We start from the raw sequence: 25244 nt of genomic DNA on the forward strand, positions 1-25244 counted from the left end.
GAGTAGGTGGCAACATGGCAGCAGTTCGCGCGCTCACAGGGGAACGCGCAGCGCCCCGTCGATGAGCTGTGCGGTCTCCTCCGCGCCGGAGCATCCGCTGGTCAGCAGCTGTTCGCGGACCGCCCGCAGCCGGTCCCGCAGCCTCAGCGACTCCATCCCCTTGGCCCGCTCGGCCATCTCGGCGGCTGCCGCCACCGCCCGGTCCGCCTCGCCCTGGCGCAGCTGGATCTCGCACAACATCGCCAGCCGGTGGACCCGCCCGCGGTCGTGCGCCGGCGTCCCGACCGCCGCGATCGCCTGCTCGTGGGCCGCGTGAAGATCACCCAGGCTGAGCAGCGCCTCGGCCACCTGTACGTTGACCAGCCCGGGTTGTACGTACCCCGTCTCGTCCGGCTCCGTGCCGGGCCGGATCCGCTCGGCGGCCGCCTCCGCGTGCCGGATGCAGGCCAAGGCGGCGGCGGTGTCGCCGAGTTGGGCGTACGCCTTGGCCTGCATGGCGTACAGGTCGGCGGCCAGGGCCGGGGTGGTGTGCCGGCCGGCGGCGCGCAGCGCGGCCTCGGCGAAGGCGACGGCCTGACGGTACTCCCGCAGGTGCAGGGACTGGTTGACGATCAGCGCTATGACGTAGGCGCCGAGTCCCCGGTCCCCGCTCGCCTTCGCGAGCCGCAGCGCCTGGTGGAAGTACCGCTGGGCGAGCCCGTGGGCGTCCGAGTCGTACGCGCAGATCCCCGCCACCGCCACCAGGGACCCGGTGGCCCGGTGCAACTGCCGGCCGAGGCCGTCGGGGTAGCTCCCGCGCAGCATGGGCGCGGTCTCGCTACCGAGGAAGCGGACGATCCGGGCCCGGGTGGCCACCCCGCCGGCGCGGCGGTACATCAGCTCGTAGTGCGCCCGGGCGGCCCGGAGGATCTCGATGTGCTCGGGGCCGATCCGGTTCGGCCCGTCACGGGAGACGTCGGCGTCCTCGGGCGGGTTCTCCCACTCCCAGACCGGTATCACGGCGGGCGTTCCGGTGACGGCCTCGGCGGTCAGCAGCTGGTAGCGGCCCTGCTCGTCGGAACGCCACAGGGCGGCGGCCCGGTCGACGAAGCCGCTGAGCGGGGAGCCGTCCGGGGACACGGGCTGGCCCGGCACGCCGAGGCCGACGTCGTCCAGTGACACCGGGCGCCGGAGCCGGCCGCCGAGCACCTCACAGATCAGGTCGGGGACCTGGCCGCGCGGTCGCTGACCCTTCAACCACCGGGTGACGGCGGTGTGTTCGTAGCGCAGTGCCAGTCCCCTGGACCGGCCCGCCTGGTTGACGTGCGCGGCGAGTCCAGCGTGGGACATGCCCGCCTCGGCGAGGAGGGCGTCGAGCAGGGCGTTGGGCTGCATGGGCCCCTCCAAGGGCTCTTCGGTCTCAGGCTATCGGGTGCGCGGTTCACACGGGGTGTGAACCGCGTACGCGCATAAATGCGATACGCACCCTGCCGCAACGAGCCCTGGGAGCGGTTCACTTAAGAGCCTCGCCAAAGAGGCAGCTCGGGTCGTCGGCTCCCCCTCGTACAGTGCGACGACCCGCCCCGCGCCGCCCGCCTTGCTGTCTGCCCGACACTCCATGGCAGGCGGGCGGCGCGCTCCGGCTCCGCCGGCGCCCGGTTGGTCGCCGGGCCCCGGCAGGGGCCGGGAAGGACGCGCGCCGGGCCCTCCCACCGGGCCCGGTGTGCGGTCCCGGCTCAGCGGCCGGGCCCGCCGCGGTCGCTGCGCAGCACCAGCAGGGCGACGTCGTCGGCGAGTCGGCCTCCGGTGTGCCGGAGCAGGGCGGCATGCACGTCCGCGACCAGCCGCGCGGGCGTGTCCGCCGGCGGATGCTGCGCGAGCACGCTGCGCAGGGGGAAGAAGCGGCCGTCACGGTCACGTGCGTCCTCGGCGCCGTCGGTGTGCAGGAACAGGGCGTCGCCGGCCTGCAGTTGCCCGCAGTCCTCCCCGGCCAGCCCGTCGGGGACGGGCGCGACCCCCAGCGGCGGCCACGTCTCACCCCCGTCGAGGGTCTGCACGTGCGTGACCCGCTGCGCGGAGCCTTCCCCCGCCCCGCCGCTTCTGCGTTTCCCGGGCTCCGCCCGGACCCGCGCCTCGCACGCCGGCGAGGCCGGCTGGTGGCGCGCAGTGGCCCCGCAGGGCCGGGGTGGCTGCGGCTCGCGCAGGAGGTACGGCCAAGGGTGGCCGCAGTTCAGGGCCGTCACGGAGCCGTCCGTACCGATCTGGAGCAGCAGCACGGTCACGAACTCCTCCGCCGGTTCCTCCGCGCGGGCACGGACGTGCCGGGCCAGCGCCCGTTCCATCCGCACCAGCACCCCGCCCAGCGCGGGCTCGTCGTACGCCGCCTCCCGGAACGCTCCGAGCACCGCCGCCGCCGCGCCCAGCGCGGGCAGTCCGTGCCCCCGTGCGTCCCCGATGACCACCCGCACCCCGTACGCCGTCGGCACGGCCTCGTACAGGTCGCCTCCCACCGCCGCGCCCCGGCTCGCCGACAGCTGCGCCGCCGACAGGGTCAGCCCGTCGATCCGCCCCGGCAGCGGCCGTAGGACGGCCCGTTGCGCCGCGCCCGCGATCTCCTGCGCGCGCCGCAGCTCCGTGATCAGGCCGCGCCGGACGTGCAGCGCGCATCCGGTCGCCAGTAACAGGACCGCCGCGCAGCCGGCCAGGCCGGGCCCGAGCACCCGGGGAGTGGACAGCCCCGAGGACACCGCGGCGCCGCCCCGTGCAAGGACGCTCACCCGGCGCACCTGGGGCATCTCCCCGCGCGTGATCATCGTTCCGGCCTCCCCTCGGCCGCAACGATTGTGTCGACCGCCCGGAACGGCGGACGCGGCTCGAAGGCCTTCTCACCCGAATGAGTGAGGGGCGCGTCCGGTGGTCCGGACACGCCCCTCAACCCCTCAAGCCGCGGCGGCGGTTACGCGCCGCGCAGCACCGCACCCGTGCGCTCGCCGGCCAGTGCCACCGCCGCGTCGCGCGCGGCCGTGGACTCCTCGGCCGTCAGCGTGCGGTCGGCCGCGCGGAAGCGCAGCGCGTACGCCAGGGACTTCTTGCCCTCGCCGACCTGCTCGCCGGTGAACACGTCGAACAGCCGCAGGGACTCCAGCAGTTCGCCGGCTCCCTTGCGCAGCGCGGCCTCGACCGCGGCCGCCGGAACCGAAGCGTCCACGATCAGCGCGACGTCCTGGGTCGCCACCGGGAAGGTGGAGATCCGGGGCGCCTGCACGGCGCCGCCGCCGGCCGCCGCGAGGCGGTCCAGGTCGAGCTCCATGGCGCTGGTGCGGGCCGGCAGGCCCATCGCCTTGACGACGCGCGGGTGCAGCTCGCCGGCGTGGCCGATGACCGTCTCCACCCCGTTCAGGGTGACGATCAGCTCGGCGCACCGGCCCGGGTGCCACGGACCGTACTGGCCCTGGCGCACCACGAGCTCCGCGCCGGCCTCGACGGCCAGCGAGCGCGCGGCCTGCACGGCGTCCGCCCAGTCGGCGGGGCGGCCCTTGCCCCACCAGCCGGCCTGCTCGCGCGCACCGGCCAGCACGACCGCGGCGTACCGCGGCTGGGCCGGCAGGGCGGCGTTCAGCGTGCCGATCTCCTCGGCCGTCGGACGCCGGTCGACGGGCAGTCGTACGGCGACACCCGGCTGCTTGCCGGCCCGGAAGACCGAACCGGTCTCGAAGAGGGCCAGGTCGTGGCTGCCCCGGCTGTCGTTGCGGCGCAGCGCGCCCAGCAGGCCCGGCAGCAGCGTGGTGCGCAGCGCCGGCTCCTCGTCGGAGATCGGGTTGACCAGCTTGACGACCTGGCGGGCGGCATCGTGCGCGGGCAGCTGGAGCTGGTCGAAGACGCCCTCGCCCACGAACGGGTAGCTGAGCGCCTCGACGTAGCCCGCGCCGGCCAGCGCGCGGCCGGCCCGACGGTGCAGCTGCTGCCGGGCGGTCAGGCCGCGGCCGGAGGGCAGCTGCGGCAGGGTCGACGGGAGGTTGCCGTAGCCCTCCAGTCGGATGACCTCTTCGGCGAGGTCGTTGGGCTCGGCGAGGTCGGGCCGCCACGAGGGGACGGTCACGACGAGCTCGTCCTGGCCGTAGACGTCGCAGCCGACCTCCTGGAGGCGGCGGACGACGGTCTCGCGGCCGTAGTCCATGCCCGCGACCCGGTCGGGGTGGTCCGCGCGCATCGCGATGGTGCGCGGGGCGCCCGGGGCGGTGAGCTCGGTGACGCCGGCCTCCGCGGTGCCGCCCGCGAGCAGCACCAGCAGGTCGACGGTCCGCTGGGCGGCCGCGGAGGCCGCCTGCGGGTCGACGCCGCGCTCGAAGCGCTTGGACGCCTCGGAGGCGAGCTTGTGACGGCGGGCGCTGCGCGAGATCGTCAGGGCGTCGAAGTGCGCGGCCTCGATGACGACGTCCGTGGTGCCCGAGACGACGCCCGTCTCGGGGTCGGTCACGGAGTCGGCGATCTCGGTGTTGGCACCGCCCATGACGCCGGCGAGGCCGATCGGCCCGCTGTTGTCGGTGATCACCAGGTCCTCGGCGTCGAGCGTGCGCTTGACCCCGTCGAGCGTGGTGAACTTCTCGCCCTGCTCGGCGCGGCGCACGCCGATGGCGCCGTCCAGGCGGGAGCGGTCGTAGGCGTGCAGCGGCTGGCCCAGTTCGAGCATCACGTAGTTGGTGACGTCGACGGCGAGCGAGATCGGGCGCATGCCGGCCTTCTGCAGGCGCCGCGTGAGCCAGATCGGGGACTTCGCCTCGGGGTCGAGGCCGGTCACCGTACGGGCGGTGAAGCGGTCGCAGCCGGCCGGGTCGTCGATCTTGACCAGGTAGCCGTACGAGTTCGGCGCGGGCACGTCGAGCAGCGCCGGGTCGCGCAGCGGCAGGCCGTACGCGGTGGCCGTCTCGCGGGCCACGCCGCGCATCGACAGGCAGTAGCCGCGGTCCGGGGTGACGGCGATGTCGAGGACCTCGTCGACCAGCTGGAGCAGCTCGATCGCGTCGGTTCCGACCTCGTGCTCCGGGGGGAGCACGATGATGCCGTGGGTACCGTCGTCGCCCATGCCCAGCTCGTCGCCCGAGCAGATCATGCCGTGCGAGGTGCGGCCGTACGTCTTGCGCGAGGCGATCGCGAAGTCGCCGGGCAGCACGGCGCCGGGGAGGACCACGACGACCTTGTCGCCGACGGAGAAGTTCCGCGCACCGCAGACGATCTCCTGCGGCTCGCCGGTGCCGTTGGCCCGGCCGACGTCCACCGTGCAGAAACGGATCGGCTTGCGGAAGCCCTCAAGCTCCTCGATGGTCAGCACCTGGCCGACGACCAGGGGGCCCTTGAGGCCCGCGCCGAGCTGTTCGACGGTCTCGACCTCAAGACCGGCGTCGATGAGCTTGGCCTGTACGTCACGACCGGTTTCGCCCGCAGGCAGGTCGACGTACTCCCGCAGCCAAGAAAGCGGGACCCGCATCAGATCTCCATCCCGAACGGCCGGGTGAACCGGACGTCACCCTCGACCATGTCTCGCATGTCTTCGACGTTGTGGCGGAACATCAGCATCCGCTCGATGCCGAACCCGAAGGCGAACCCGCTGTACTTCTCGGGGTCCACACCACAGGCGATGAGCACCTTGGGGTTGACCATTCCGCAGCCGCCGAGCTCGATCCAGCCCTCGCTGGAGCAGGTGCGGCACGGACGGTCGGGGTTGCCCACCGACTCGCCGCGGCACACGTAGCACTGCATGTCCATCTCGGCGGACGGCTCGGTGAACGGGAAGAAGTTCGGGCGCAGCCGGGTGGTCATGTCCTTGCCGAAGAGCGCCTGGACCATGTGGTCCAGGGTGCCCTTGAGGTCGGCCATGGTCAGGCCCTCGTCGACGGCGAGCAGCTCGACCTGGTGGAAGACCGGGGTGTGCGTCGCGTCGAGCTCGTCGGTGCGGAACACCCGGCCCGGGCACACCACGTACACGGGCGGCTCCCGGTCGAGCAGCGAGCGCGCCTGCACCGGGGAGGTGTGGGTGCGCAGCACGACGCCGGACTCGTCGCCCTCGGTGCCTTCCGGCCCCTGGACGAAGAAGGTGTCCTGCATCTGGCGCGCCGGGTGGTCGGGCGTGAAGTTGAGGGCGTCGAAGTTGAACCACTCCGCCTCGACCTCGGGCCCCTCGGCCACCTCGTAGCCCATGGCCGTGAAGATGTCCGCGATGCGGTCCATCAGCGTGGTCAGGGGGTGCCGGGCACCGGCGGGGACGCGGTCGTACGGCAGCGTGACGTCCACTGCCTCCTCGACCAGCACCCGCTCGTCGCGCTCGGCTTCGAGCTCGACCGTGCGGGCCCCGAAGGCCTTGTTCACGGCGCCGCGGGCCTGGCCCACGCGCTTGCCCGCCTCGGCCTTGGCCTGCGGCGGCAGGGCGCCGATCTCGCGGTTGGCGAGCGCCAGGGGCGAGCGGTCGCCCATGTGCGCGGTCTTCGCCTCACGCAGCGCGTCGAGGTCGCCGGCGGTCGCGAAGGCGGCGAGCGCCTCGTCCCGCATGCGCTCGATCTCTTCCGGTTTCAGTGCCTCGACCTCGACAGGGTCGTACGACTTGTTCGGTGCCGACATCTCTTCCCGTACTTCCGATGGCTGGCTGGTGGAACCCCGCACGATGCGCTCGACCGTCTCGATCGACAGATTCGGACGAGTCCCAAAGGTGCCAAAGGACGAGTCTAAAGGTCGCCGGGGGTGAAGGAGCCCGTGGGCCGCCTGGCGAGACGCTCCGCAGGGTCACTGCGTGAGGTAGGCAGGCGCACCCACGGGCAGGATAAATCGGAACTCGGCGCCGCCTCCGGGGCCGCGGCCGACCGTGATGGTGCCGCCGTGGGCCTCCACGATGCCCTTGACGATGTACAGGCCCAGGCCGGTGCCGCCGCGCTTGCTCCCCCGCCAGAAGCGGGTGAAGACGCGGCCCATCGACTCCTCCGGGATCCCGGGGCCCTCATCGGTCACGGTGACGGCGGTTCCCTTCTCGGTCTTGGCTGCGTCGGTCATGCCTGCGGAGACCGCCGGACCTGCGGCCGGCGACACGTCGATGGTGACCGTTCCCTCGCCGTGGCGCACCGCATTTTCGAGGAGGTTGCCGAGGATCTGGTCGATCTTGTCCGGATCGGCCCACAGCGCGGGGAGCGAGCAGCTGACCCGTACGAGGAACCGGTCGGGCGACTGGCCGTTCGCAGTGAGCGCCTGGACGTGGCGGCCGACGGCGGTGGCGATGTCCACCGGCTGGCGGCGCACCTCCAGGCGGCCCGAGTCGATGCGGGAGATGTCGAGGAGCTCCGTGATCAGCCGGGTGACGCGGTTGGCGTCGGCATCGACGGTCTCCAGCATCAGCCGCTTCTGGTCATCGGTGAACCGCTCCCACTTGGCGAGCAGGGTCGCGGTGAACCCCTTGACGGAGGTCAGCGGCGAGCGCAGCTCGTGCGCGACGGTGGCGATCAGCTCGGCGTGGCTGCGCTCGGTGCGGCGGCGTGCCTCGGTGCCGCGCAGGGTGACGACCAGGCGGCGCAGCGGGCCGGTGGGGTGCGTGCGCACGTACCGGGCGGAGACGAGCACCTCGCGGCCGCCGGGCAGCAGGAGGTTGCGCTCGGGCTGGCCGCGCCGGGTCGCGAGGCCCCCGTACGGGTCGGTCAGCGCCCACCAGCGGCGGCCGTCGAGGTCCTCCAGCGGCAGTGCCCGGTCGATGCGCCGGCCGAGCGCCTCGCCGGGGGCCAGTGCGGTGATCCGGCCGGCGGCGGAGTTGAAGCAGATCACCCGGCCGGTGTGGTCGGCGACGACGAGCCCGTCGGGCAGGTCGTCGGGGTCGATGCCGATCGCATCGAATTCGGGGACGCCGCACGGCTCCGGTGCGGCCCCTGCGGCGCGGCCCGCGCCCTGCGGGGGCACGGCCGCCAGGGACGGCGTCGTCCCGGGCGCCTTCACGGCCCCCGGCGAGCTGTTCGTACCCACGGTCATGTCCTCGTACCCCACATCTCCGAGTAGCGCAGTGGGCCCCCCGGGCCGCCACATTACTAGCTGGGGGTCACGGAGCGGCACCCTCCGGGAGCCCGCTGTGCACGCGCGGACGCGTAGAGGCACACGGCGGCGGCCGTGGCGAGGTTCAGGCTCTCGGCCTTGCCGTGGATCGGAACGCGTACGACGGCGTCCGCGAGGGCCCGGGTCTCCTCGGGCAGGCCCCACGCCTCGTTGCCGAAGACCCAGGCCGAGGGGCCGCCCATGGTGCCCGCGTCGAGCTCGGCGTCCAGGTCGTCCTCGCCGGCCCCGTCGGCCGCGAGGATGCGCACACCGGCCGCGCGGAGCCCCTCGACGGCCTCTTCCACGGGGACGCCGACCGCCACCGGCAGGTGGAAGAGGGAGCCCACGGAGGCCCGTACGGACTTGGGGTTGTAGAGGTCCACGGAGGCATCGGTCAGGACGACCGCGTCCGCTCCGGCGGCGTCCGCACAGCGCAGCACCGTGCCGGCGTTCCCGGGGTCGCGGACGTGGGCGAGGACTGCGACGAGCTTGGGCCCGGCCTTGAGGATGTCCTCGAACGGCGAGTCGAGGAAGTGGCAGACGCCGACGAGGCCCTGCGGGGTGACGGTCTGCGAGACCTCGGCGAGCACTTCGTCGGAGGCGTAGTGGACGCGCGCCCCGGCTGCCAGCGCGGCCTCGATGATCCCGGCGTAGCGCTCGGCGGCCTCGACGGTCGCGAACAGTTCGATCAGGGTCGACGTGCCCTCGGCGCCGCGGTGCTCGACGGCCTCGCGGACGGCCTGGGGGCCCTCGGCGATGAACCGGCGCTCCTTGGTGCGGAAGTTGCGCCGCGCCAGTCGCCTGGCGGCGGCCACCCGCGGGGATCGGGGGGAGATCAGCTCGGCGGGGGCGGGGGTACCCATGGCGGTCGGCTCGCTTCCGTACGTACTGCGGGTCTAAACAGGTGGATCGGTCACAACGCACCGGACCCGCAGGCGCAGGGCCTGCGGGTCCGGGCTGAAGCCTGTGAAGGGCTTGCTGCTTAGGCGGCAGCGGGGGCCTTCGGGGCGTTCACGTCGGCCGGAAGCGCCTTCTGCGCAACCTCGACGAGCGCGGCGAAAGCGTTGGCGTCGTTGACGGCCAGCTCCGCGAGGATCTTGCGGTCCACCTCGATGTTGGCGGCCTTCAGACCCTGGATGAGGCGGTTGTACGTCATGCCGTTCTGGCGGGCAGCGGCGTTGATGCGCTGGATCCACAGCTGACGGAAGTCGCCCTTGCGCTTCTTGCGGTCGTTGAAGTTGTAGACCAGCGAGTGGGTGACCTGCTCCTTGGCCTTGCGGTACAGGCGCGAACGCTGACCGCGGTAGCCGGAGGCCGCTTCGAGGATCGCCCGGCGCTTCTTGTGGGCGTTTACTGCCCGCTTGACGCGTGCCACTTTTTAACTCCTTGTAGCGGGGCCGTGGGTGTCGTCACACGGCCCGAATTCGATGGGGTCCCGGTCTTGACGTCCGCTCCCGGCACGGGAGCGGAGGACGTCACTTGCCGAGAAGCTTCTTGATCTTCGCGGCGTCGCCGGGGGCCATCTCCGCGTTGCCGGTGAGGCGGCGGGTCAGACGGGACGACTTGTGCTCAAGCAGGTGGCGCTTGCCGGCGCGCTCACGGAGCACCTTGCCGGAGCCGGTGATCTTGAAGCGCTTCTTGGTACCGCTGTGCGTCTTGTTCTTCGGCATAGCGCCGTTATCTCCTCGTCGGTGGCGCCCCCGCCGGTCCGGTGAAGGACCGGCGCCCAGGAGCGTCATGTTTGTCGGTGATCCGAGGCGGGCTGCCCCGGAATCAGGCCTCGGCCGGAGCCTCGGGAGAGGCGTCCTCGGTGGCCTCGGGAGAGGCTTCCTCGGTGGCCTCGGCAGAGACGACCTCGGTGCCCTCCTCGACGGGGGCTTCCTCGGAAGGAGCCTCGTCGGTGGCGACACCCTGGCGCTCGGCCTTACGGGCGGCCTGCGCCTCGCGGGCTTCGGCCATCGCCTCGGTCTTCTTCTTGTGCGGACCGAGGACCATGATCATGTTGCGGCCGTCCTGCTTCGGGTTCGACTCGATGAACCCGAGGTCCTCGACGTCCGAAGCGAGACGCTGCAGCAGTCGGTAGCCGAGTTCCGGCCGGGACTGCTCGCGACCACGGAACATGATCGTGATCTTGACCTTGTCGCCCTGCTTGAGGAACCGAACGACGTGACCCTTCTTGGTGTCATAGTCGTGCGGGTCGATCTTCGGCCGGAGCTTCATTTCCTTGATGACCGTGTGCGCCTGGTTCTTGCGCGCCTCACGGGCCTTCATGGCCGACTCGTACTTGAACTTGCCGTAGTCCATGAGCTTGCAGACCGGCGGGCGTGCGGACGCCGCGACCTCGACCAGGTCGAGGTCGTACTCCTGCGCCAGCTCAAGGGCCTTGGCAAGCGGCACGATGCCGACCTGCTCACCGCTGGGACCGACGAGTCGTACCTCGGGAACGCGAATCCGGTCGTTGATGCGGGGCTCGGTGCTGATGGATCCTCCTCGGTAGCACCACACGGCTGCCTGGCAGACAGCCGCTGACGTCTGATGTCGTCAGACCAACCGCGGCGGAACATGAAAAATGCCCCGCCGAGGCACAGGCAGGGGCTCCAATACAACCGGAGCACCGCCGCATGCGATCGCGGGGCGCAGACTCGGGCAGCTTTCCATCGTCCGTACGGAACGATGGATGCCACCTGACCGGTGACCCGCCGCCCCGGAGGGTGGTCGGGTGGGAGAGCGGAGCCTCCACTTGTGGGCCGGGGACATGCGTCTCCGGCCGGTCGTCAGCCCAATATAGCATTCCGAGCCGGGTCCGCTCACCCGGTGCCGCCCCGCGCGACGGTGGCCCGGCGCCGGGCGGGCGCCCGGCCGGGGGCCGGTCGGCGGCCCGGGCGGCCCGGCTTATCGTGTGAGGCATGACTGACGCGACCCCCACCCCCGCCCCCGAGGCCGGCAGCACGCCGGACGCTCCCGACTACGACGCCATGACCCGCGACATCGCGGACGTGCCCGCCGTCGAGGTGATCACCACGGTGGCCGTGCACCTGCTGAGCGCCGCGGCGGTCAACCTGGGCCTGGACAAGCCGGACTCCGAGCACAAGGACCTCGACGAGGCCCGCAAGCTGATCACGGCCCTGGCCGGCCTGGTCACGGCGAGCGCCACCGAGATCAGCTCCTTCCACGCGGCCCCGCTGCGCGACGGCCTGAAGTCGCTCCAGCTCGCCTTCCGCGAGGCCTCGATCGTGCCGGACGAACCGGGTCAGGGTCCGGGCGAGAAGTTCACGGGTCCGGTCTTCGGCTGAGCCGGCCGGCGCACGCAGCGCGAGGAACACGGGAAGGGCCCGGGGCGTCGCCCCGGGCCCTTTCGCGCACCCCCCGCAGACGTCAGCGGGTGAACAGCGGCTCTCCGGCCGGTGCCGGGGCCTCCTCCGGGAGCAGGGCCAGGTCCAGTCCGCGCACCAGGCGGGCCCGCAGGGTCTCGTCGGCGGCCAGCGCCTCGGCGACGCGGCGGGCCGCGGTGTGGGCCTGCGCGCCGGCGGCGAGGACGATCGCGAGCGTGCCGTCGGCGTCCGCCCCGCCCGGTCCCAGGTGGGCGCGGAGCACGGCCGGCTCGGCCGCCACCGCGGCCCGTACGGCGTCCCGCACCGCGGGGTCGGCCAGCGGGCCGGCGTCGGTGCGGCCCTCGGCCAGCGCGAGCAGCGCGGGTCCGGTGAGCTGGTAGGTGACCGGACCGGCCAGGTCCAGGACCACGGTGTCGGCCTTTTCGTGCGCGGCGGCCGCCAGGGCCTGGTGCAGTGGGACGGCGACCGGGCGGGCGGCCGGGTCCCACAGCGCCAGCGAGGCGGTGGAGGTGAACGCGGGCAGTGCCCGCCGGTCCCCCGCCCGCAGGGTGGGGACGGCCATGTCGCTGGTCTTCTCCCGCTTGAGGCCGGTCTCCGGGTCGGTCTCGACCTCCCCGAGGACGGCGACGACCGGGACCAGCAGGCGGGCGCCCTTGAGGGCGGCCAGCACCTGCGGCTCCTTCGCCCGGTCTTCGGCCCAGGCGGCCAGGGCCGCGCTCAGCCGGGGGTCGGCGGAGCCGTCGTCGTCGGAGTAGCCGGGGTCGGGAATGTTTTTGTTCGCCACAGTTACCCGACCCTATCCCGCTCCCGCCGGGCCCCTCGCGGGCGCCGGGCCAGAACGGCGGCCAGGACGAGCAGCGCCAGCCCGGCGCCCGCGGCCGTCGGGGCACCGAGGCGGGCACCCCGCCCGGCGGCGCGGACCGCCTCGGGGCCGGCGCCGAAGTACGGCTGCCCGGCCGCGACGGGCGTGGGCAGTAGCGGCTCGGCCCGCAGCGTGTCGGCGACCTGGAGGGCGGCGACGGGGTCCACCAGTCCGTGGCCGCGGGCGTCGTCGCGGCCGCCCGGCGGGGCGTCGGAGGCGGTGTCCTCCAGCAGTTTCCTGATCTGGGCCGGGGACAGGTCCGGGTGCGCGGCCCTGACGAGGGCCACGGCGCCGGAGACGAAGGCCGAGGCGGCGCTGGTGCCCCAGCCCTCGTAGTAGGAGCGGTCCGGATCGGCGATGACGACGTCGACGCCGGGGGCGCTGACGGTGGCGTACCAGCTGCGGGTGGAGAAGGCGGCCTTGCGGCCGTCGCGGTCGACGGCCGTGACGGCGATGACCCCCGGGTAGGCGGCGGGGTAGGAGGCGTGGTCGCCCAGCCGGCCGCCGTTGCCCGCGGAGGCGACGACGACCACGCCCTTGGCGAGGGCGTACTGGACGGCCTCGTCCTCGGCGGCCTCGTGGTGGGCGGAGTCGCTGTCGTCGCCGAGGGAGAGGTTGATCACGTTCGCGCCGTGGTCGGCGGCCCAGCGGATGCCGTCGGCGAGGGCCCCGCCCTTGCTCTCGCGCGCCTTGGCCCGGCCGGGGTCGCCCTCTTCCAGGATCACGCGGACGGGGAGGATCCTCGCCTTCGGGGCGACGCCGAGGACGCCCTGGCGGCGGCCCGGGCCGTGGCCGTGCCCGGCGATGATCCCGGCCATGGCCGTGCCGTGCCGGGCCCAGGCGCGGTCGCCGCGGCCGGCGCCCATGCCGATCAGGTCGGTGCCGTCGAGGACCTGGCCGGCCAGGTCGGGGTGGGTGGCGTCGACCCCGGTGTCGAGTACGGCGACGGTGACGCCGTCGCCCTGGGTGATGCCCCAGGCCTCCTCGGCGCGCAGGGCCGTCAGGCCCCACTGGCGGTCGCGGATGGCGTCGGCGGCGGCCGGGGGCGCGGTGGCGCCGACGAGTAGGGCGCCGAGTACCAGGGCCGTGGCGGCCCGGGGCCGGCTCACCGGGTCCTGGACGCGGAGGACGGCGCGGCGAGGGTGCTCACGGTGCGCTCCGTCCGGTCGGCGACGGCCTTGGCCTCGTGGCCGAGGCCCGCCTGGGCGACGGCTCCGGTGGCGTCCCGCCGCATCGCGTCCTCGGCGGGACGCGGGGCGTCCAGGGTGCGGCCGTCGGTGAAGGCGGAGACGGCGTAGACCACGACGGGCGCCGCGGCCGGCACGGACGCGGTCCACGCGGCGCGCTGGCTGTCGGCGAAGCCGTAGCCGGGCGGGGCGGGGAGGTGTCCGCGCAGGGCCGCCATCGCCGGGGCGTCGGCGGAGGTGAAGACCAGGCCGACGGTGACGAGGGAACTGCGGGTGGCGTCGGTGTAGGTGGCGCGCAGGACCCTGGTGCAGCCGGTGGCGGTGAGGGCCGCCCGCCAGTCGGGGGCGAGCGCGGGCCCGCAGTCGGCGTCGGGGGCGAGCGCCACCCGGGTCCAGGTGCGGTCGGCGCCGCCGGGGCCGGCATCGGCGCCGTCCAGGACGGGCGGGAACAGGGTGTCCACGGGGGTCGCGCGCCAGAGCGAGCCGGCCTTGCGGTAGGCGGCATCGGCGGCCAAGGGGTGGTGGGCGGCGCGCTGTTCGGCCCAGCCGCTGATGCCGGCTCCGCCGACCAGACCCACTCCGAGCAGGGCGCACAGCGCGGCGGCGAGGGCCCTGCGGGCCGGTACGGATTCGGGCGCGGGCCCGGGCTCGCCCAGGACCGCGGTCTGCGGTGTAGACGTGGTCATCCGGCGGCTCCGCCCCCCGTTCCGTACGGCTGCCTGCCCGTACTCTACGCGCCCCCGCACCACCCCTCCGGCCGCCGACGACCCCCGCGCGCCCGGCCCGGCAGCACCACCCCGCCCCGCGCCACCCCGACCCCGCCCCGCCCCGCCCCGCCCGCACCGTCCGGCCCCGCCGCCCCGCCGCCGCGACCGCCGGGGCCGGCCCCGCCCCGCCGGTGTTCGAGGCGCGGGGTCCGGGGCGGCGGCGCGCACCGGGGGCCCGGGGGCCGCCCCGGTGTAGACCCCTACCCCCCGGTACGACCTTCTGGCAGGCTGCCGCCCATGAATCTTCCCGCCGGTGGAGACAGGGCCCGCTACGACCGGGCCACCGCGCATCTCGACGCGCCCCTGGCCATCGTCGATCTCGCCGCGTTCGACGCCAACGCCGACGATCTCGTCCGCCGGGCCGGCGGCAAGCCGATCCGCGTGGCCAGCAAGTCCGTCCGCTGCCGCGCGCTCCTCGAACGGGTCCTCGCCCGGCCCGGGTTCGCCGGGATCATGTCGTACACCCTCGCGGAGTCCATCTGGCTGGCCCGCTCCGGGTTCGAGGACGTGCTCCTCGCCTACCCCTCCGCCGACCGCGCCGGTTTCGCCGAGCTCGCCGGGGACCCCAAGCTGGCAGCGGCCGTCACCGTCATGGTCGACGACCCGGCCCAGCTGGAGCTGATCGACCGCTCCCGCGACTCGGGGACCCACGAGGTCCGCGTCTGCCTCGAACTCGACACCGCGCTGCACCTGTTCGGCGGCCGGGTCCGCGTCGGCGCCCGGCGTTCGCCGCTGCGCGATCCGGCCGGGCTCGCGGATCTCGCCCGTGCGGTGTGCGCCCGGCCCGGCTTCCGCGTCGTCGGGATCATGGGCTACGAGGGCCACGTAGCCGGCGTCGGCGACGCGCTAGCCGGGCGCCCGCTGCGCTCCCGCGCCATCCGGCTGATGCAGGCGACGGCCCGCAAGGAACTCGCGGCCCGCCGTGCCGAGGCGGTACGGGCCGTCCGTGCGGTCGTCCCGGACCTGGAGTTCGTCAACGGCGGCGGCACCGGCAGCGTGCAGCAGACCGCCACCGAGGACGCCGTCACGGAGATCGCCGCCGGCTCGGGTCTCTACGTACCGCGGCTGTTCGACAACTACACGTCGTTCCGCGGCCGTCCGGCGGCGCTGTTCGCGCAGCCGGTGGTCCGCCGGCCCGGCGTCGGCGTCGTCACCGTGCTCGGCGGCGGATATCCCGCTTCCGGCGCGGCCGGCGCGGACCGGCTTCCCGAGCCGTACCTGCCGCAGGGTCTGCGCTACGACCCCCAGGAGGGGGCCGGCGAGGTGCAGACTCCGCTCCTCGGCAGTCCGGCCGACGATCTGCTGATCGGCGACCGGGTCTGGTTCCGGCACGCGAAGGCGGGGGAACTGTGCGAGCGCTTCGACGCGTTGCACCTGGTCGAGGGCGACCGGGTGACGGCCACCGTCCCGACGTACCGGGGCGAGGGCCGCACGTTCCTCTAGTGGACGGTGTCCGTCTGGTCGGGGATGACGCTGGTGTCACCCCGGCGGACGGGGCCCGCGGTGCCGTCGTGGTCCGTGTAGCCCGTGGTCGAGCACGGGTACGGGCTGCTCTTCTGCTTCTTCGGCTCGATGAACATCGGGTTCACGATCCACTTGCCGTCACTGTTGTCGTACGCGCGGCACATCAGCTCGTTCTTGTTCCGGTTCACCACGAGCCGCAGCGCGGTCGCGTCCCGCAGGAACGAGACGTCGGTGTCGGAGTCGCCCGCGGCGAACACCTGGCGGCGCGCGGCCGGCTGGACCTTCTCGGCGGCCGGACCGCGGACGCCGAAGACCTCCTTGTTGATCCAGCAGCGCTTGCCGTCGATGTACGTGATCATCGTGTCGGCGCCGTCCTCCACCGAGCCGCAGCCCTGCAGGTGCGCGGTGAACTTCCCGCCGGACGTGGTGGTGTTGCGGATGCCGATGACGTGGTCGGCGTCGACGCCGACGCCCTTGGCCCACACCTCGACGACCGGCTGCGGCGAGGCCGAGCTGATCCAGACGTCGAACCCGGCCTTCTGGAGCCCGCCGATGAGGTCCTTCTGCTGGTCGTAGTAGCGGACCCAGCCGGTGACGGTGCCGGTGCCGACCCGCTGCGTGGCGCCGACGGGCGCGGCCAGGTTCTCAGCCCGCGCGGCGGCGGCGAAGCCGCGGACCTCTCGGGCGGTCCAGCCCTGCATCAGCTGGGGCAGCCAGGCGTACGCGGGCTCGATGGTGCGGTGGTCCCAGCCTGTGAAGGCGGCGGCGCCGGTGCGGGTGGCGGCGGTGCCGTAGACGGCGGCGAGTTCGTCGGCGCAGCCCGCGCCCTCGGTGGCGGCGGTGGGCAGCGGGGTGCCGGGAGCGGCGAGGGAACCGCAGGCCGCGGCGAGGGCCTTGGCGGCGGTCGGGGTGAGGTAGCGGCTGGTGGCCGTCCAGTCCCCGGCGGCGGGCTGGCGGATCTTGCCGTTGCGCAGCAGCCAGTACATGGTGGCGTCGCCGACGTCGTTCTTGACGACGGTGTTGTCCCAGTCGAAGACGGCGACGGGCTTGGTGCGGCTGGGCCGGTACGGATTGCACGTGCCGTACGCGTCGATCAGCTGCTGGAGCCGGGCCTGGTTGTCCCCGTACCAGCCGGCGGCGAGCCGCGGGGTGGTGCAGTGGGCGCCGGCCCGGGCCTCGGCGGCGGGTGCGGTGACGACGAGGGCGCCTGCGGCCATCGCGACGGCGGCGCCGACGGCCTGGAACCGTCGGACGGTGTCGGGTCGGGTCACTGAGGTGGACTCCCTGTTTCCTACGAAGATCATCTCGGACGGTAGAACACGACAGCCGGGCGTCGTGCGACGCCCGGCTGTCGGAGGGATGGAGTGCGGGTGAACGCTCGGGGCGCCCGCCCGTCGGCGGAGGCGGCCTACAGGGGCGTCACGTACGCGCCGGAGATGCCGCCGTCCACCAGGAAGTCGGTGGCGTTGATGAAGGAGGAGTCGTCACTGGCGAGGAAGGCGACGGCTGCCGCGATCTCGGTGGGCTCGGCGAACCGGCCCAGCGGGATGTGCACGAGGCGGCGGGCCGCCCGCTCCGGGTCCTTGGCGAACAGCTCCTGGAGCAGCGGGGTGTTGACGGGGCCCGGGCACAGGGCGTTGACGCGGATGCCCTCGCGGGCGAACTGGACGCCCAGCTCTCGGGACATGGCGAGCACGCCGCCCTTGGAGGCGGTGTAGGAGATCTGGGAGGTGGCGGCGCCCATGATGGCCACGAAGGAGGCGGTGTTGATGATGGAGCCCCGGCCCTGGCGCTGCATGTACGGGAGGGCGGCCTTGCAGCACAGGTAGACGGAGGTGAGGTTGACGTCCTGGACCCGCTTCCAGGCCTCCAGGCCGGTGGTGAGGATCGAGTCGTCGTCCGGAGGAGAGATGCCCGCGTTGTTGAAGGCGATGTCGACGGAGCCGTAGGTGTCGAAGGCGGTCTTGAAGAGGGCTTCGACCTCCTCCGGGCTGGTGACGTCGACCTTGACGAAGGTCCCGCCGACCTCCTCGGCGGCGGCCTTGCCGGCCGTCTCGTCGATGTCGGCGCAGACCACGTTGGCGCCCTCGGAGGCCAGGCGGCGGGCGGTGGCGAGGCCGATGCCGCTGCCGGCTCCGGTGATGACGGCGGTGCGGCCGACCAGGCGGCGGCAGACGATCTCGGTGTCAGAAGTGGACATGCGGTTCAGGCCTCCGTGCTGATGAAGACGTTCTTGGTCTCGGTGAATGCGGTGAGGGCGTCGGGTCCGAGCTCGCGGCCGAGGCCGGACTGCTTGTAGCCGCCGAAGGGGGTCCAGTAGCGGACGCTGCTGTGGGAGTTGACGGACAGGTTGCCCGCGGCGACGGCGCGCGAGACGCGCAGCGCGCGGCCGATGTCGCGGGTCCAGAGCGAGCCGGAGAGGCCGTATTCGGTCGTGTTGGCCAGGCGTACGGCGTCCTCCTCGTCCTCGAAGGGGAGGACGACGGCGACGGGGCCGAAGACCTCCTCGGCCGCCACGGGCGCGGTGGGGGCGACGTCCGTGACGAGGGTCGGCGGGTACCAGAAGCCGGGGCCTTCGGGGGCGGTGCCGCGGATCGCGGTGAGGTCGTCGGTGACGTACGACCGTACGCGGTCCAGTTGTACTCGGGAGATCAGCGGCCCCATCTGGGTCTTCTCGTCGGCGGGGTCGCCGACGCGCACGCCCTCGATCCCGGGGGCGAGCAGCTCCAGGAAGCGGTCGTAGGCGGAGCGCTGGACGAGGATCCTCGTACGGGCGCAGCAGTCCTGCCCGGTGTTGTCGAGGAAGGACATCGGCGCGGCCGCGGCGGCGGCTTCGAGGTCCGCGTCGGCGAAGACGATGTTGGGGCTCTTGCCGCCGAGTTCGAGGGTGACCCGCTTCACCCGGTCGGCGCACTTGGCCATGATCTGCTTGCCGACCGGGGTGGATCCCGTGAAGACGATCTTCGCGACGCCGGGGTGTTCGACGAGCGCGTCGCCGGCGACCGTCCCGTGGCCGGGGAGCACCTGGAAGAGGTGCTCGGGGATCCCGGCTTCGAGGGCGAGTTCGGCGAGGCGCAGCGCGGTGAGCGGGGTGGTTTCGGCGGGCTTGAGGAGGACGGCGTTCCCGGCGGCCAGGGCCGGCGCGAGGCCCCAGGCGGCGATCGGCATGGGGAAGTTCCACGGGGCGATCACGCCGATGACGCCGAGGGGTTCGAGGAAGGTGACGTCGATGCCGCCGGCGACGGGGATCTGCCGTCCGGAGAGCCGTTCCACTCCCCCGGCCGCGAATTCGAGCAGGTCACGGACGTTGCCCGCTTCCCAGCGGGCGTTGCCGATGGTGTGCCCGGCCTCGCGGACCTCCAGTCGGGCCAGTTCCTCGACGTGCCCGTCGACCACGGCGGCGAACCGGCGCAGGAGCCGGGCCCGGTCGGCGGGGGCTGCCGCCGCCCAGCCGCGCTGGGCCGCGGCGGCCCGGGCGACTGCGGCGTCGACGTCGTCCCGTGTGGCGGCCGGGACGGTGGCGACGATTTCCTCGGTGGCCGGATTCAGCACGGTCAAATGGGCCGGGGCCAGCGCGTCGGACACGTGGTGCCTCTCAGGTGTGCGGTTCAGGGTTTCCGGTGGCGTGACTACAGGCGTTCGAAGGAGCGGCGCAGCTCCCAGTCGGTGACGGCGGAGTCGTACGCGTCCAGTTCCACGCGGGCCATGTTGCGGTAGTGGGCGACGACCTCGGGGCCGAAGGCGGCCTTGGCGATCTCGCTGTTCTCCCAGAGCTCGGCGGCCTCCCGCAGGGTGGTGGGAACGTGGGCGAAATCGGCCGTGTACGCGTTGCCCGCGCAGGCCTCGGGCAGTTCGAGGCGGTTCTCGACGCCGTAGAGCCCGGCCGCGACCAGGCCGGCGACGGCGAGGTACGGGTTGACGTCGCCGCCGGGGAGGCGGTTCTCGAAGCGCATGGAGCGGCCGTGGCCGACGACTCGGAGCGCACAGGTCCGGTTGTCCACGCCCCAGGCGACGGCGGTCGGCGCGAAGGATCCCGGCCGGAAACGCTTGTACGAGTTGATGTTCGGGGCGTAGAGAAGGGAGAAGTCGCGCAGCGCGGCCAGCTGACCGGCCAGGAAGTGCCGCATCACCGGTGACATTCCGCCCGGGCCGTCACCGGCCATCGCGTTGTGCCCGTCGGCGTCGCCCAGCGAGAGGTGGATATGGCAGGAGTTGCCCTCGCGCTCGTCGAACTTGGCCATGAAGGTGAGCGAGACGCCCTCCTGGGAGGCGATCTCCTTCGCGCCGGTCTTGTAGACGGAGTGCTGGTCGCAGGTGGTCAGCGCCTCGTCGTAGCGGAAGGCGATCTCGTGCTGGCCGAGGTTGCACTCGCCCTTCGCCGATTCCACGGTCAGGCCCGCGGCCTGCATCTCGTTGCGGATCCGGCGCAGCAGGGGCTCGATGCGGCCGGTCCCGAGGACGGAGTAGTCGATGTTGTACTGGTTGGCGGGGGTCAGGCCGCGGTAGTTGGCGTTCCAGGCCTGCTCGTAGGTGTCCTGGAAGACCATGAACTCCAGCTCGGTGCCGACCATGGCCGTGTACCCGTGCCCGGCGAGGCGTTCGAGCTGGCGGCGCAGGATCTGCCGGGGCGCGGCGACCACGGGGGTGCCGTCGTTCCAGGCGAGGTCGGCGAGGAGGAACGCGCTGCCCGGGTTCCAGGGGATCCGGCGCAGGGTCGCGAGGTCGGGGTGCATGGCGAAGTCGCCGTAGCCCCGGTCCCAGGAGGACATCTCGAATCCGTCGACGGTGTTCATCTCGGTGTCGACGGCGAGGAGGTAGTTGCATCCCTCGGTGCCGTGCGCGAGGACTTCGTCGAGGAAGAACTGTGCGGCGAACCGCTTGCCCTGGAGCCGCCCCTGCATGTCGGGGAAGGCCAGGACCACGGTGTCGATCTCGCCGCTCGCCACGAGGGCACGGAGCTCTTCGGGCGCGAGCGGCGGCTTGCGGTCTACCACTGGAATCTCTCCTTCGGTGAGCCGAGGAGGCCTAAGGTATTGAATAGAACCATTGCTTGGGAAGGGGAGGAGCCGAGATGACCGACACGACGGGCGAAGGCGGCGCGATCGCGCGGCTGAATCCGGTGCTGCGGCAGGTGCGGGCGGGCAACGGTTTCGAGGAGGCGCTGGAGCAGATCCTCCAGGTGGTCCGGCTGGGTCTGGTGCCGGGCGGGGAACGGCTGCCGCCCGAACGCGAGCTGGCGGAGCGAATGGGGATCAGCCGGGTCACCCTGCGCGACGTGCTGAAGGTGCTCCAGGACCAGGGCCTGGTGGAGGCCCGGCGCGGGCGGTACGGCGGGACGTTCGTGCTCCCGCGCCCCGACACCCCGGCCGCGGGCACCGAGGACGAGCTGCGCCGGCGCGTGGTGGGCGTGGACATCGAGGACGTACTGCGCTTCCGCGAGGTCCTTGAGGTGGGCGCGGCCGGACTGTGCGCCTCCCAGGGGCTCACCGAGGAGGGCTCCGAGCGTCTGCTCGCCGCGCTGAACGCCACCCACGACGCGCCGCTGCCCGACTACCGCCGCCAGGACACCCTCTTCCACCTCGCCCTGTGCGAGCTCGCCGGCTCCGCCACCCTCACGGCCCAGTACGCCGCCGTCCGGGCCAGCGTGAACGACCTGCTGGACTGCATCCCGCTGCTGGTGCGGAACCTGGAGCACTCGCAGCAGCAGCACAGCACGCTCGTGGAGGCGGTGCTGGAGCGCAACGCGGACGCGGCGCGCGAGGTGATGCGCGAGCACTGCTGCGGGACCGCGGCGCTGCTCCGGGGATTCCTGACCTAGAACGGCCGACACGGGGCGGCCCGAGAGGTTTTCGTAACCCCTGTTTAACGCAGGGGTCTTGCGCACTCCACTCCCGTACGGCAAAGGTACGCCCCACAACCATTGCCCTAGGCAGGAGCGCACATGGCCGACGACACCGAGGCACGGCTCGTAGCCGTACCTGAACCCACCACGTCACCCGAGGGCGGCGACTACCTGGAACGGCGTACGCTGCGCCGCGGCAGCGCCGGCTGGCTGCTGCTCACCGGTCTGGGCGTCGCGTACGTCGTCTCCGGCGACTTCTCCGGCTGGAACATCGGCCTCGCCCAGGGCGGCTTCGGCGGGCTCGCCATCGCCACCGCCCTCATGGGCGCGATGTACGCCTGCCTCGTCTTCTCCCTCGCGGAGCTGTCCGCGATCCTGCCCACGGCGGGCGGCGGCTACGGCTTCGCCCGCCGGGCGCTCGGCACCTGGGGCGGCTTCCTCACCGGCACCGCGATCCTCATCGAGTACATCCTGGCCCCGGCCGCGATCTCCATCTTCATCGGCGACTACGTCGAATCCCTGCACCTGTTCGGCCTGACCTCCGGCTGGCCCGTGTACCTCGCCTGCTTCGCGATCTTCATCGGCATCCACCTGTGGGGCGTGGGCGAGGCGCTGCGCTTCTCCCTCGTCGTCACCGCGGTCGCCGTACTCGCGCTGATCGTCTTCGCGCTGGGCGCCTTCACCGAGTTCGACCCCTCGCACCTCGACGACATCGCCGTGGACACCACCGCCGCCGGATCGAGCTCCTGGCTGCCGCTGGGCCTCCTCGGCATCTGGGCGGCCTTCCCCTTCGGCATGTGGTTCTTCCTCGGCGTCGAGGGCGTACCGCTGGCCGCCGAAGAGGCCAAGGACCCGGTGCGGTCCATGCCGCGGGCCCTGTCGATCTCCATGGGCATCCTCGTCCTGCTCGCCCTGCTGACCTTCCTCGCCTCGACCGGTGCGCGCGGCGCGGACGCCATCAAGGACGCCGGCAACCCGCTCGTCGTAGCCCTCGACGGAAACCCGGGCCTGTCCTGGCTGAAGACCTTCGTCAACTACGCGGGCCTGGCCGGGCTCGTGGCCTCGTTCTTCTCGCTCATCTACGCGGGTTCGCGCCAGCTGTTCGCCCTGTCACGTGCCGGCTACCTGCCGCGCTTCCTCTCCCTCACCTCGAAGCGCAAGGCCCCGTACCTGGGCCTGCTCATCCCCGGCGCGATCGGCTTCGCGCTCGCCGCGGCCACCGGGAACGGCCCGCGCATGCTCAACATCGCGGTGTTCGGCGCGACGATCTCGTACGCGCTGATGGCCCTGTCCCACATCGTGCTCCGCAAGCGGGAGCCGGGCCTGGAGCGCCCGTACCGCACCCCCGGCGGCATCGCCACCTCCTCGGTGGCCTTCGCCCTGGCCCTGTCGGCACTGGTGGCCACCTTCCTGGTCGACAAGGACGCGGCGTTCATCGCACTGGGTGTGTACGCGGTCGCCCTCGCCTACTTCGCGTTCTACAGTCGGCACCACTTGGTGGCCTCCGCGCCGGAGGAGGAGTTCGCGGCGCTCGCGGAGGCCGAGGCGGAACTGACCCGCGACTGACCCACGACTGATCAGGAACGGATCCGGGAGCGATCCGGGACCGATCGCTCCCCGTCCCCGATCCCCCTGCCCCCTGCCCCCTGCCCCCTGCCCCCTGGAGGTAGCAACCGTGCCCAGGCCGCTCATCGGCATCACGACCTACGTGGAGGAATCCACCCGCTACGGGGTGTGGGACGTTGCGACGTCCCTCGTACCCACCGGGTACCACGAACTCGTCCGGGCGGCGGGCGGCGCGGCCGTGCTGCTCCCGCCGGACGAACCCGGATCGGCGGCGGAGGTACTGGGCCGGCTGGACGGACTGGTCGTCGCGGGCGGCCCCGATGTGGACCCGGCCCGCTACGGAGCCGAACGGCACCCGCGTACGGGCGCTCCCGCGACGGTCCGGGACGAGTGGGAACTCGCCCTGATCGAGGCGGCCTTGGCGGCGGGCATGCCGGTGCTGGGCATCTGCCGGGGCATGCAGGCGCTGAACGTGGCCCTGGGCGGCACGCTGATCCAGCACATCGACGGCCATGCGGCGGCCCCGGGTGTCATGTCCTGGCACCCGGTCCGCCCGGTCGCGGGCACGCGGTACGCGGCGCTGGTTCCCGAGGAGGCGGAGGTCCCGACCTACCACCACCAGGCGGTCGACCGGCTGGGCCGCGGCCTGGTCGCCTCGGCCCACGCGTTCGACGGGACCGTGGAGGCCATCGAACTCCCCGACCCCGCCCACTGGGTCCTCGGCGTCCAATGGCACCCGGAACGCGACAAGGACACTCGTGTCATGTCCTCCCTGGTCGAAGCGGCCTCGCTCGCCCCGGCGGCCGTCACGGCCTGACGCCGCTGCCGGTGCCTGACGCCGCTGCCGGTGCCGACGTGCGGGCCGTCGGGCAGGTCGGAAGACTGGAGGTACGACCGACAAGGCCGTCCAGGAGTGACGAGGCGCGCCATGACACACAACGCGGAATGGAAGGTCGGCGTCTCGCTGACCGAGGAGGGCGGCACCACCCGGGCCCGGGCCGTACTGGACACCGGCACGGGGCAGCTGGTCGGCCGCGGCTCGGCCCGCTGCAACCCCGGGGACGCAGAGGTCGCCTCCATCGGGGACGAGCTCGCGGCGAGCCGGGCCATGCGCGACCTCGCCGGTCAGCTGTCCCGCGCCGCCGACCGGGACCTGGCCGCGATGGGCGTGGCCCCGGACCCCCCGCGCACGGCCTACGGCTGGCCCCAGGACGCCCAAACCCGACCCGACATGGGTCACTAGGTCCTGCGCGTCAGGGGTGGACCCGGGTCAGGGACAGGAGGTCGCGGGCCGGGCCCGCCGGGCGGGCTCCCGAGGGCCACACTGCCCGCAGGGCCCGTCCCAGTGCCGCCCCGGACACCGGGACCTCGACCAGTCGGCGCGCCGCCAGTTCCTCGCCCAGCGCCAGCTCCGACAGCACGCACGGGCCGGCGCCGCTCACCGCCGCCGCCTTCACCGCCGTCGTCGACGCCAACTCCAGCAGCGGCGCCGCCAGCCCTCCGCTCCCCGCCAGGGCCGCGTCCAGCACCTGCCGGGTCCCCGACCCCCGTTCCCGCAGGATCAGCGGCGTCGCCGCCAGCTCCGCCGCCGCGATCCCGCGCGACCGGCGCGCCCACGCGTGCCGCGGCGCCACGGCCACCACGAGCCGGTCCTGCGCGATCACCGCCGAGTCCAGCCCCTCCGGCACCGAGAGGCCCTCCACGAACCCCAGGTCCGCCTCGTGGGCCAGCACCCGCTGCGCGACCAACGCCGAGTTCCCGGCGTGCAGCGACACCGCGGTGCCCGGCCGCTGCCCCCGCAGTGCGATCAGCCACCCGGGCAGCAGGTACTCCGCGATGGTCATGCTGGCCGCCACCCGCAGCCGCGAGTCGCGGCGCCCGCGCAGCGCCTGCGCCCCGGCGTCGAACGCCTCCGCCGCCTCCACCACGCGCCGCGCCCAGTCCGTGACCAGCGCCCCCTCCGCCGTCAGGGTCGATCCGCGCGGCGAGCGGTCCACCAGCGCCACGCCCAGCCGTGTCTCCATCGCCCGGATGCGGCTGCTCGCGGCGGGCTGGGTGATGCCCATCCGCTTGGCCGCGCCGCTGAGGCTGCCTATCCGCGCGACCGCGAGCAGTAGCTCCAGCGCCCCCAGGTCCGGTACCCGGTGTGCCAGCGGAACCCACTCCTCGTTACCCATAAAGTCAGTT

The 25244-nt window shown here is 73.2% G+C and carries 23 protein-coding genes; 6 read left to right on the top strand and 17 right to left on the bottom strand.

All coding sequences use genetic code 11. The annotated features are described in order from the left end of the window. Nucleotides 1-33: 33 nt before the first annotated feature. From OHA65_RS08955 to infC, 9 genes are all read right to left on the bottom strand, one after another. Nucleotides 34-1374, bottom strand: a complete 1341-nt coding sequence (locus tag OHA65_RS08955; RefSeq protein WP_327282598.1) for a transcriptional regulator — start codon at nt 1372-1374, stop codon at nt 34-36. 341 nt (nt 1375-1715) lie between these two features. Next, nucleotides 1716-2756 carry a PP2C family protein-serine/threonine phosphatase gene (locus tag OHA65_RS08960; protein WP_405755287.1) on the bottom strand — a complete coding sequence of 347 codons (1041 nt, stop codon included), beginning with the start codon at nt 2754-2756 and terminating at the stop codon, nt 1716-1718. 179 nt (nt 2757-2935) lie between these two features. Then, complete coding sequence (pheT, locus tag OHA65_RS08965) at nt 2936-5464, bottom strand: phenylalanine--tRNA ligase subunit beta (protein WP_327282599.1); 2529 nt, start codon at nt 5462-5464, stop codon at nt 2936-2938. After that, nucleotides 5464-6591 (bottom strand): phenylalanine--tRNA ligase subunit alpha, encoded by a 1128-nt coding sequence (gene pheS, locus OHA65_RS08970; protein WP_327282600.1) that lies wholly within the window; start codon nt 6589-6591, stop codon nt 5464-5466. The genes pheT and pheS overlap by 1 nt, the downstream gene beginning before the upstream one ends. 162 nt (nt 6592-6753) lie before the next feature. Next, nucleotides 6754-7977: an ATP-binding protein gene (locus tag OHA65_RS08975; protein ID WP_327282601.1), complete on the bottom strand. Its 1224-nt coding sequence runs from the start codon at nt 7975-7977 to the stop codon at nt 6754-6756. Between the two features lie 56 nt (nt 7978-8033). Beyond that, a complete protein-coding gene (locus OHA65_RS08980; protein ID WP_327282602.1) occupies nt 8034-8900 on the bottom strand; it encodes an RNA methyltransferase in 867 nt (288 codons plus the stop codon). 119 nt (nt 8901-9019) lie between these two features. Further along, the gene (rplT, locus tag OHA65_RS08985; protein ID WP_008741875.1) at nt 9020-9412 is read right to left on the bottom strand and encodes a 50S ribosomal protein L20; all 393 of its coding nucleotides are present in this window, start codon (nt 9410-9412) and stop codon (nt 9020-9022) included. Nucleotides 9413-9512: 100 nt separating this feature from the next. Beyond that, nucleotides 9513-9707, bottom strand: coding sequence for a 50S ribosomal protein L35 (gene rpmI / locus OHA65_RS08990; protein WP_327282603.1), 195 nt, complete (start codon nt 9705-9707; stop codon nt 9513-9515). 103 nt (nt 9708-9810) lie between these two features. Then, nucleotides 9811-10542, bottom strand: coding sequence for a translation initiation factor IF-3 (infC, locus tag OHA65_RS08995; protein WP_327282604.1), 732 nt, complete (start codon nt 10540-10542; stop codon nt 9811-9813). 401 nt (nt 10543-10943) lie between these two features. Between infC and OHA65_RS09000 the strand changes: the two genes are divergently transcribed. Further along, the gene (locus OHA65_RS09000) at nt 10944-11330 is read left to right on the top strand and encodes a DUF1844 domain-containing protein (RefSeq protein ID WP_327282605.1); all 387 of its coding nucleotides are present in this window, start codon (nt 10944-10946) and stop codon (nt 11328-11330) included. Between the two features lie 82 nt (nt 11331-11412). Here OHA65_RS09000 and OHA65_RS09005 read toward each other — a convergent pair whose 3' ends face one another. The 3 genes from OHA65_RS09005 to OHA65_RS09015 are packed head-to-tail and all read right to left on the bottom strand — an operon-like array spanning nt 11413 to nt 14104. Further along, nucleotides 11413-12153, bottom strand: coding sequence for an SseB family protein (locus tag OHA65_RS09005; protein ID WP_327282606.1), 741 nt, complete (start codon nt 12151-12153; stop codon nt 11413-11415). A gap of 2 nt (nt 12154-12155) precedes the next feature. After that, nucleotides 12156-13340: a type VII secretion-associated serine protease mycosin gene (gene mycP, locus OHA65_RS09010; RefSeq protein WP_327282607.1), complete on the bottom strand. Its 1185-nt coding sequence runs from the start codon at nt 13338-13340 to the stop codon at nt 12156-12158. Beyond that, nucleotides 13337-14104: a hypothetical protein gene (locus tag OHA65_RS09015; protein ID WP_327282608.1), complete on the bottom strand. Its 768-nt coding sequence runs from the start codon at nt 14102-14104 to the stop codon at nt 13337-13339. The genes mycP and OHA65_RS09015 overlap by 4 nt, the downstream gene beginning before the upstream one ends. A gap of 318 nt (nt 14105-14422) precedes the next feature. Between OHA65_RS09015 and OHA65_RS09020 the strand changes: the two genes are divergently transcribed. After that, nucleotides 14423-15628: an amino acid deaminase/aldolase gene (locus OHA65_RS09020; protein ID WP_327282609.1), complete on the top strand. Its 1206-nt coding sequence runs from the start codon at nt 14423-14425 to the stop codon at nt 15626-15628. Here OHA65_RS09020 and OHA65_RS09025 read toward each other — a convergent pair. From OHA65_RS09025 to OHA65_RS09040, 4 genes are all read right to left on the bottom strand, one after another. Next, nucleotides 15625-16920, bottom strand: a complete 1296-nt coding sequence (locus OHA65_RS09025; protein ID WP_327282610.1) for a haloacid dehalogenase-like hydrolase — start codon at nt 16918-16920, stop codon at nt 15625-15627. The genes OHA65_RS09020 and OHA65_RS09025 overlap by 4 nt on opposite strands. 137 nt (nt 16921-17057) lie before the next feature. Continuing rightward, nucleotides 17058-17849, bottom strand: a complete 792-nt coding sequence (locus tag OHA65_RS09030; protein WP_327282611.1) for a 3-oxoacyl-ACP reductase — start codon at nt 17847-17849, stop codon at nt 17058-17060. 5 nt (nt 17850-17854) lie between these two features. Then, entirely contained in the window at nt 17855-19234 is a 1380-nt protein-coding gene (locus OHA65_RS09035) for an aldehyde dehydrogenase family protein (protein WP_327282612.1), read from the bottom strand. Between the two features lie 44 nt (nt 19235-19278). Then, nucleotides 19279-20643, bottom strand: coding sequence for a glutamine synthetase family protein (locus OHA65_RS09040; RefSeq protein WP_327282613.1), 1365 nt, complete (start codon nt 20641-20643; stop codon nt 19279-19281). A 77-nt stretch (nt 20644-20720) separates the two neighbouring features. On the opposite strand from OHA65_RS09040, the gene OHA65_RS09045 reads away from it, so the two are divergent. From OHA65_RS09045 to OHA65_RS09060, 4 genes are all read left to right on the top strand, one after another. After that, on the top strand, nt 20721-21467 hold the full coding sequence (locus OHA65_RS09045; protein ID WP_371646370.1) for a FadR/GntR family transcriptional regulator: 747 nt from the start codon (nt 20721-20723) through the stop codon (nt 21465-21467). Between the two features lie 123 nt (nt 21468-21590). Further along, nucleotides 21591-23057: an ethanolamine permease gene (eat, locus tag OHA65_RS09050; protein WP_327282615.1), complete on the top strand. Its 1467-nt coding sequence runs from the start codon at nt 21591-21593 to the stop codon at nt 23055-23057. Nucleotides 23058-23166: 109 nt separating this feature from the next. Then, nucleotides 23167-23874 carry a gamma-glutamyl-gamma-aminobutyrate hydrolase family protein gene (locus tag OHA65_RS09055; protein WP_327282616.1) on the top strand — a complete coding sequence of 236 codons (708 nt, stop codon included), beginning with the start codon at nt 23167-23169 and terminating at the stop codon, nt 23872-23874. A gap of 111 nt (nt 23875-23985) precedes the next feature. Then, the gene (locus OHA65_RS09060) at nt 23986-24300 is read left to right on the top strand and encodes a DUF1876 domain-containing protein (protein WP_329313063.1); all 315 of its coding nucleotides are present in this window, start codon (nt 23986-23988) and stop codon (nt 24298-24300) included. Nucleotides 24301-24310: 10 nt separating this feature from the next. Here the strand turns inward: OHA65_RS09060 and OHA65_RS09065 are convergent, their stop codons facing one another. After that, on the bottom strand, nt 24311-25234 hold the full coding sequence (locus OHA65_RS09065; RefSeq protein WP_327282618.1) for a LysR family transcriptional regulator: 924 nt from the start codon (nt 25232-25234) through the stop codon (nt 24311-24313). Between the last annotated feature and the right edge of the window lie 10 nt (nt 25235-25244).

Source organism: Streptomyces sp. NBC_00045 (assembly GCF_045041095.1).
In the GTDB taxonomy this organism is placed as follows: domain Bacteria; phylum Actinomycetota; class Actinomycetes; order Streptomycetales; family Streptomycetaceae; genus Streptomyces.

Coding starts and splice junctions, on each gene's coding strand:
- OHA65_RS09000 (WP_327282605.1), top strand. CDS start 10,944: ATGACTGACGCGACCCCCACCCCCGCCCCCGAGGCCGGCAGCACGCCG.
- eat (WP_327282615.1), top strand. CDS start 21,591: ATGGCCGACGACACCGAGGCACGGCTCGTAGCCGTACCTGAACCCACC.
- OHA65_RS09015 (WP_327282608.1), bottom strand. CDS start 14,104: ATGACCACGTCTACACCGCAGACCGCGGTCCTGGGCGAGCCCGGGCCC.
- OHA65_RS08955 (WP_327282598.1), bottom strand. CDS start 1,374: ATGCAGCCCAACGCCCTGCTCGACGCCCTCCTCGCCGAGGCGGGCATG.
- OHA65_RS09030 (WP_327282611.1), bottom strand. CDS start 17,849: ATGTCCACTTCTGACACCGAGATCGTCTGCCGCCGCCTGGTCGGCCGC.
- pheS (WP_327282600.1), bottom strand. CDS start 6,591: ATGTCGGCACCGAACAAGTCGTACGACCCTGTCGAGGTCGAGGCACTG.
- OHA65_RS08975 (WP_327282601.1), bottom strand. CDS start 7,977: ATGACCGTGGGTACGAACAGCTCGCCGGGGGCCGTGAAGGCGCCCGGG.
- OHA65_RS08980 (WP_327282602.1), bottom strand. CDS start 8,900: ATGGGTACCCCCGCCCCCGCCGAGCTGATCTCCCCCCGATCCCCGCGG.
- OHA65_RS09045 (WP_371646370.1), top strand. CDS start 20,721: ATGACCGACACGACGGGCGAAGGCGGCGCGATCGCGCGGCTGAATCCG.
- rpmI (WP_327282603.1), bottom strand. CDS start 9,707: ATGCCGAAGAACAAGACGCACAGCGGTACCAAGAAGCGCTTCAAGATC.
- OHA65_RS09060 (WP_329313063.1), top strand. CDS start 23,986: ATGACACACAACGCGGAATGGAAGGTCGGCGTCTCGCTGACCGAGGAG.
- pheT (WP_327282599.1), bottom strand. CDS start 5,464: ATGCGGGTCCCGCTTTCTTGGCTGCGGGAGTACGTCGACCTGCCTGCG.
- OHA65_RS09020 (WP_327282609.1), top strand. CDS start 14,423: ATGAATCTTCCCGCCGGTGGAGACAGGGCCCGCTACGACCGGGCCACC.
- OHA65_RS09065 (WP_327282618.1), bottom strand. CDS start 25,234: ATGGGTAACGAGGAGTGGGTTCCGCTGGCACACCGGGTACCGGACCTG.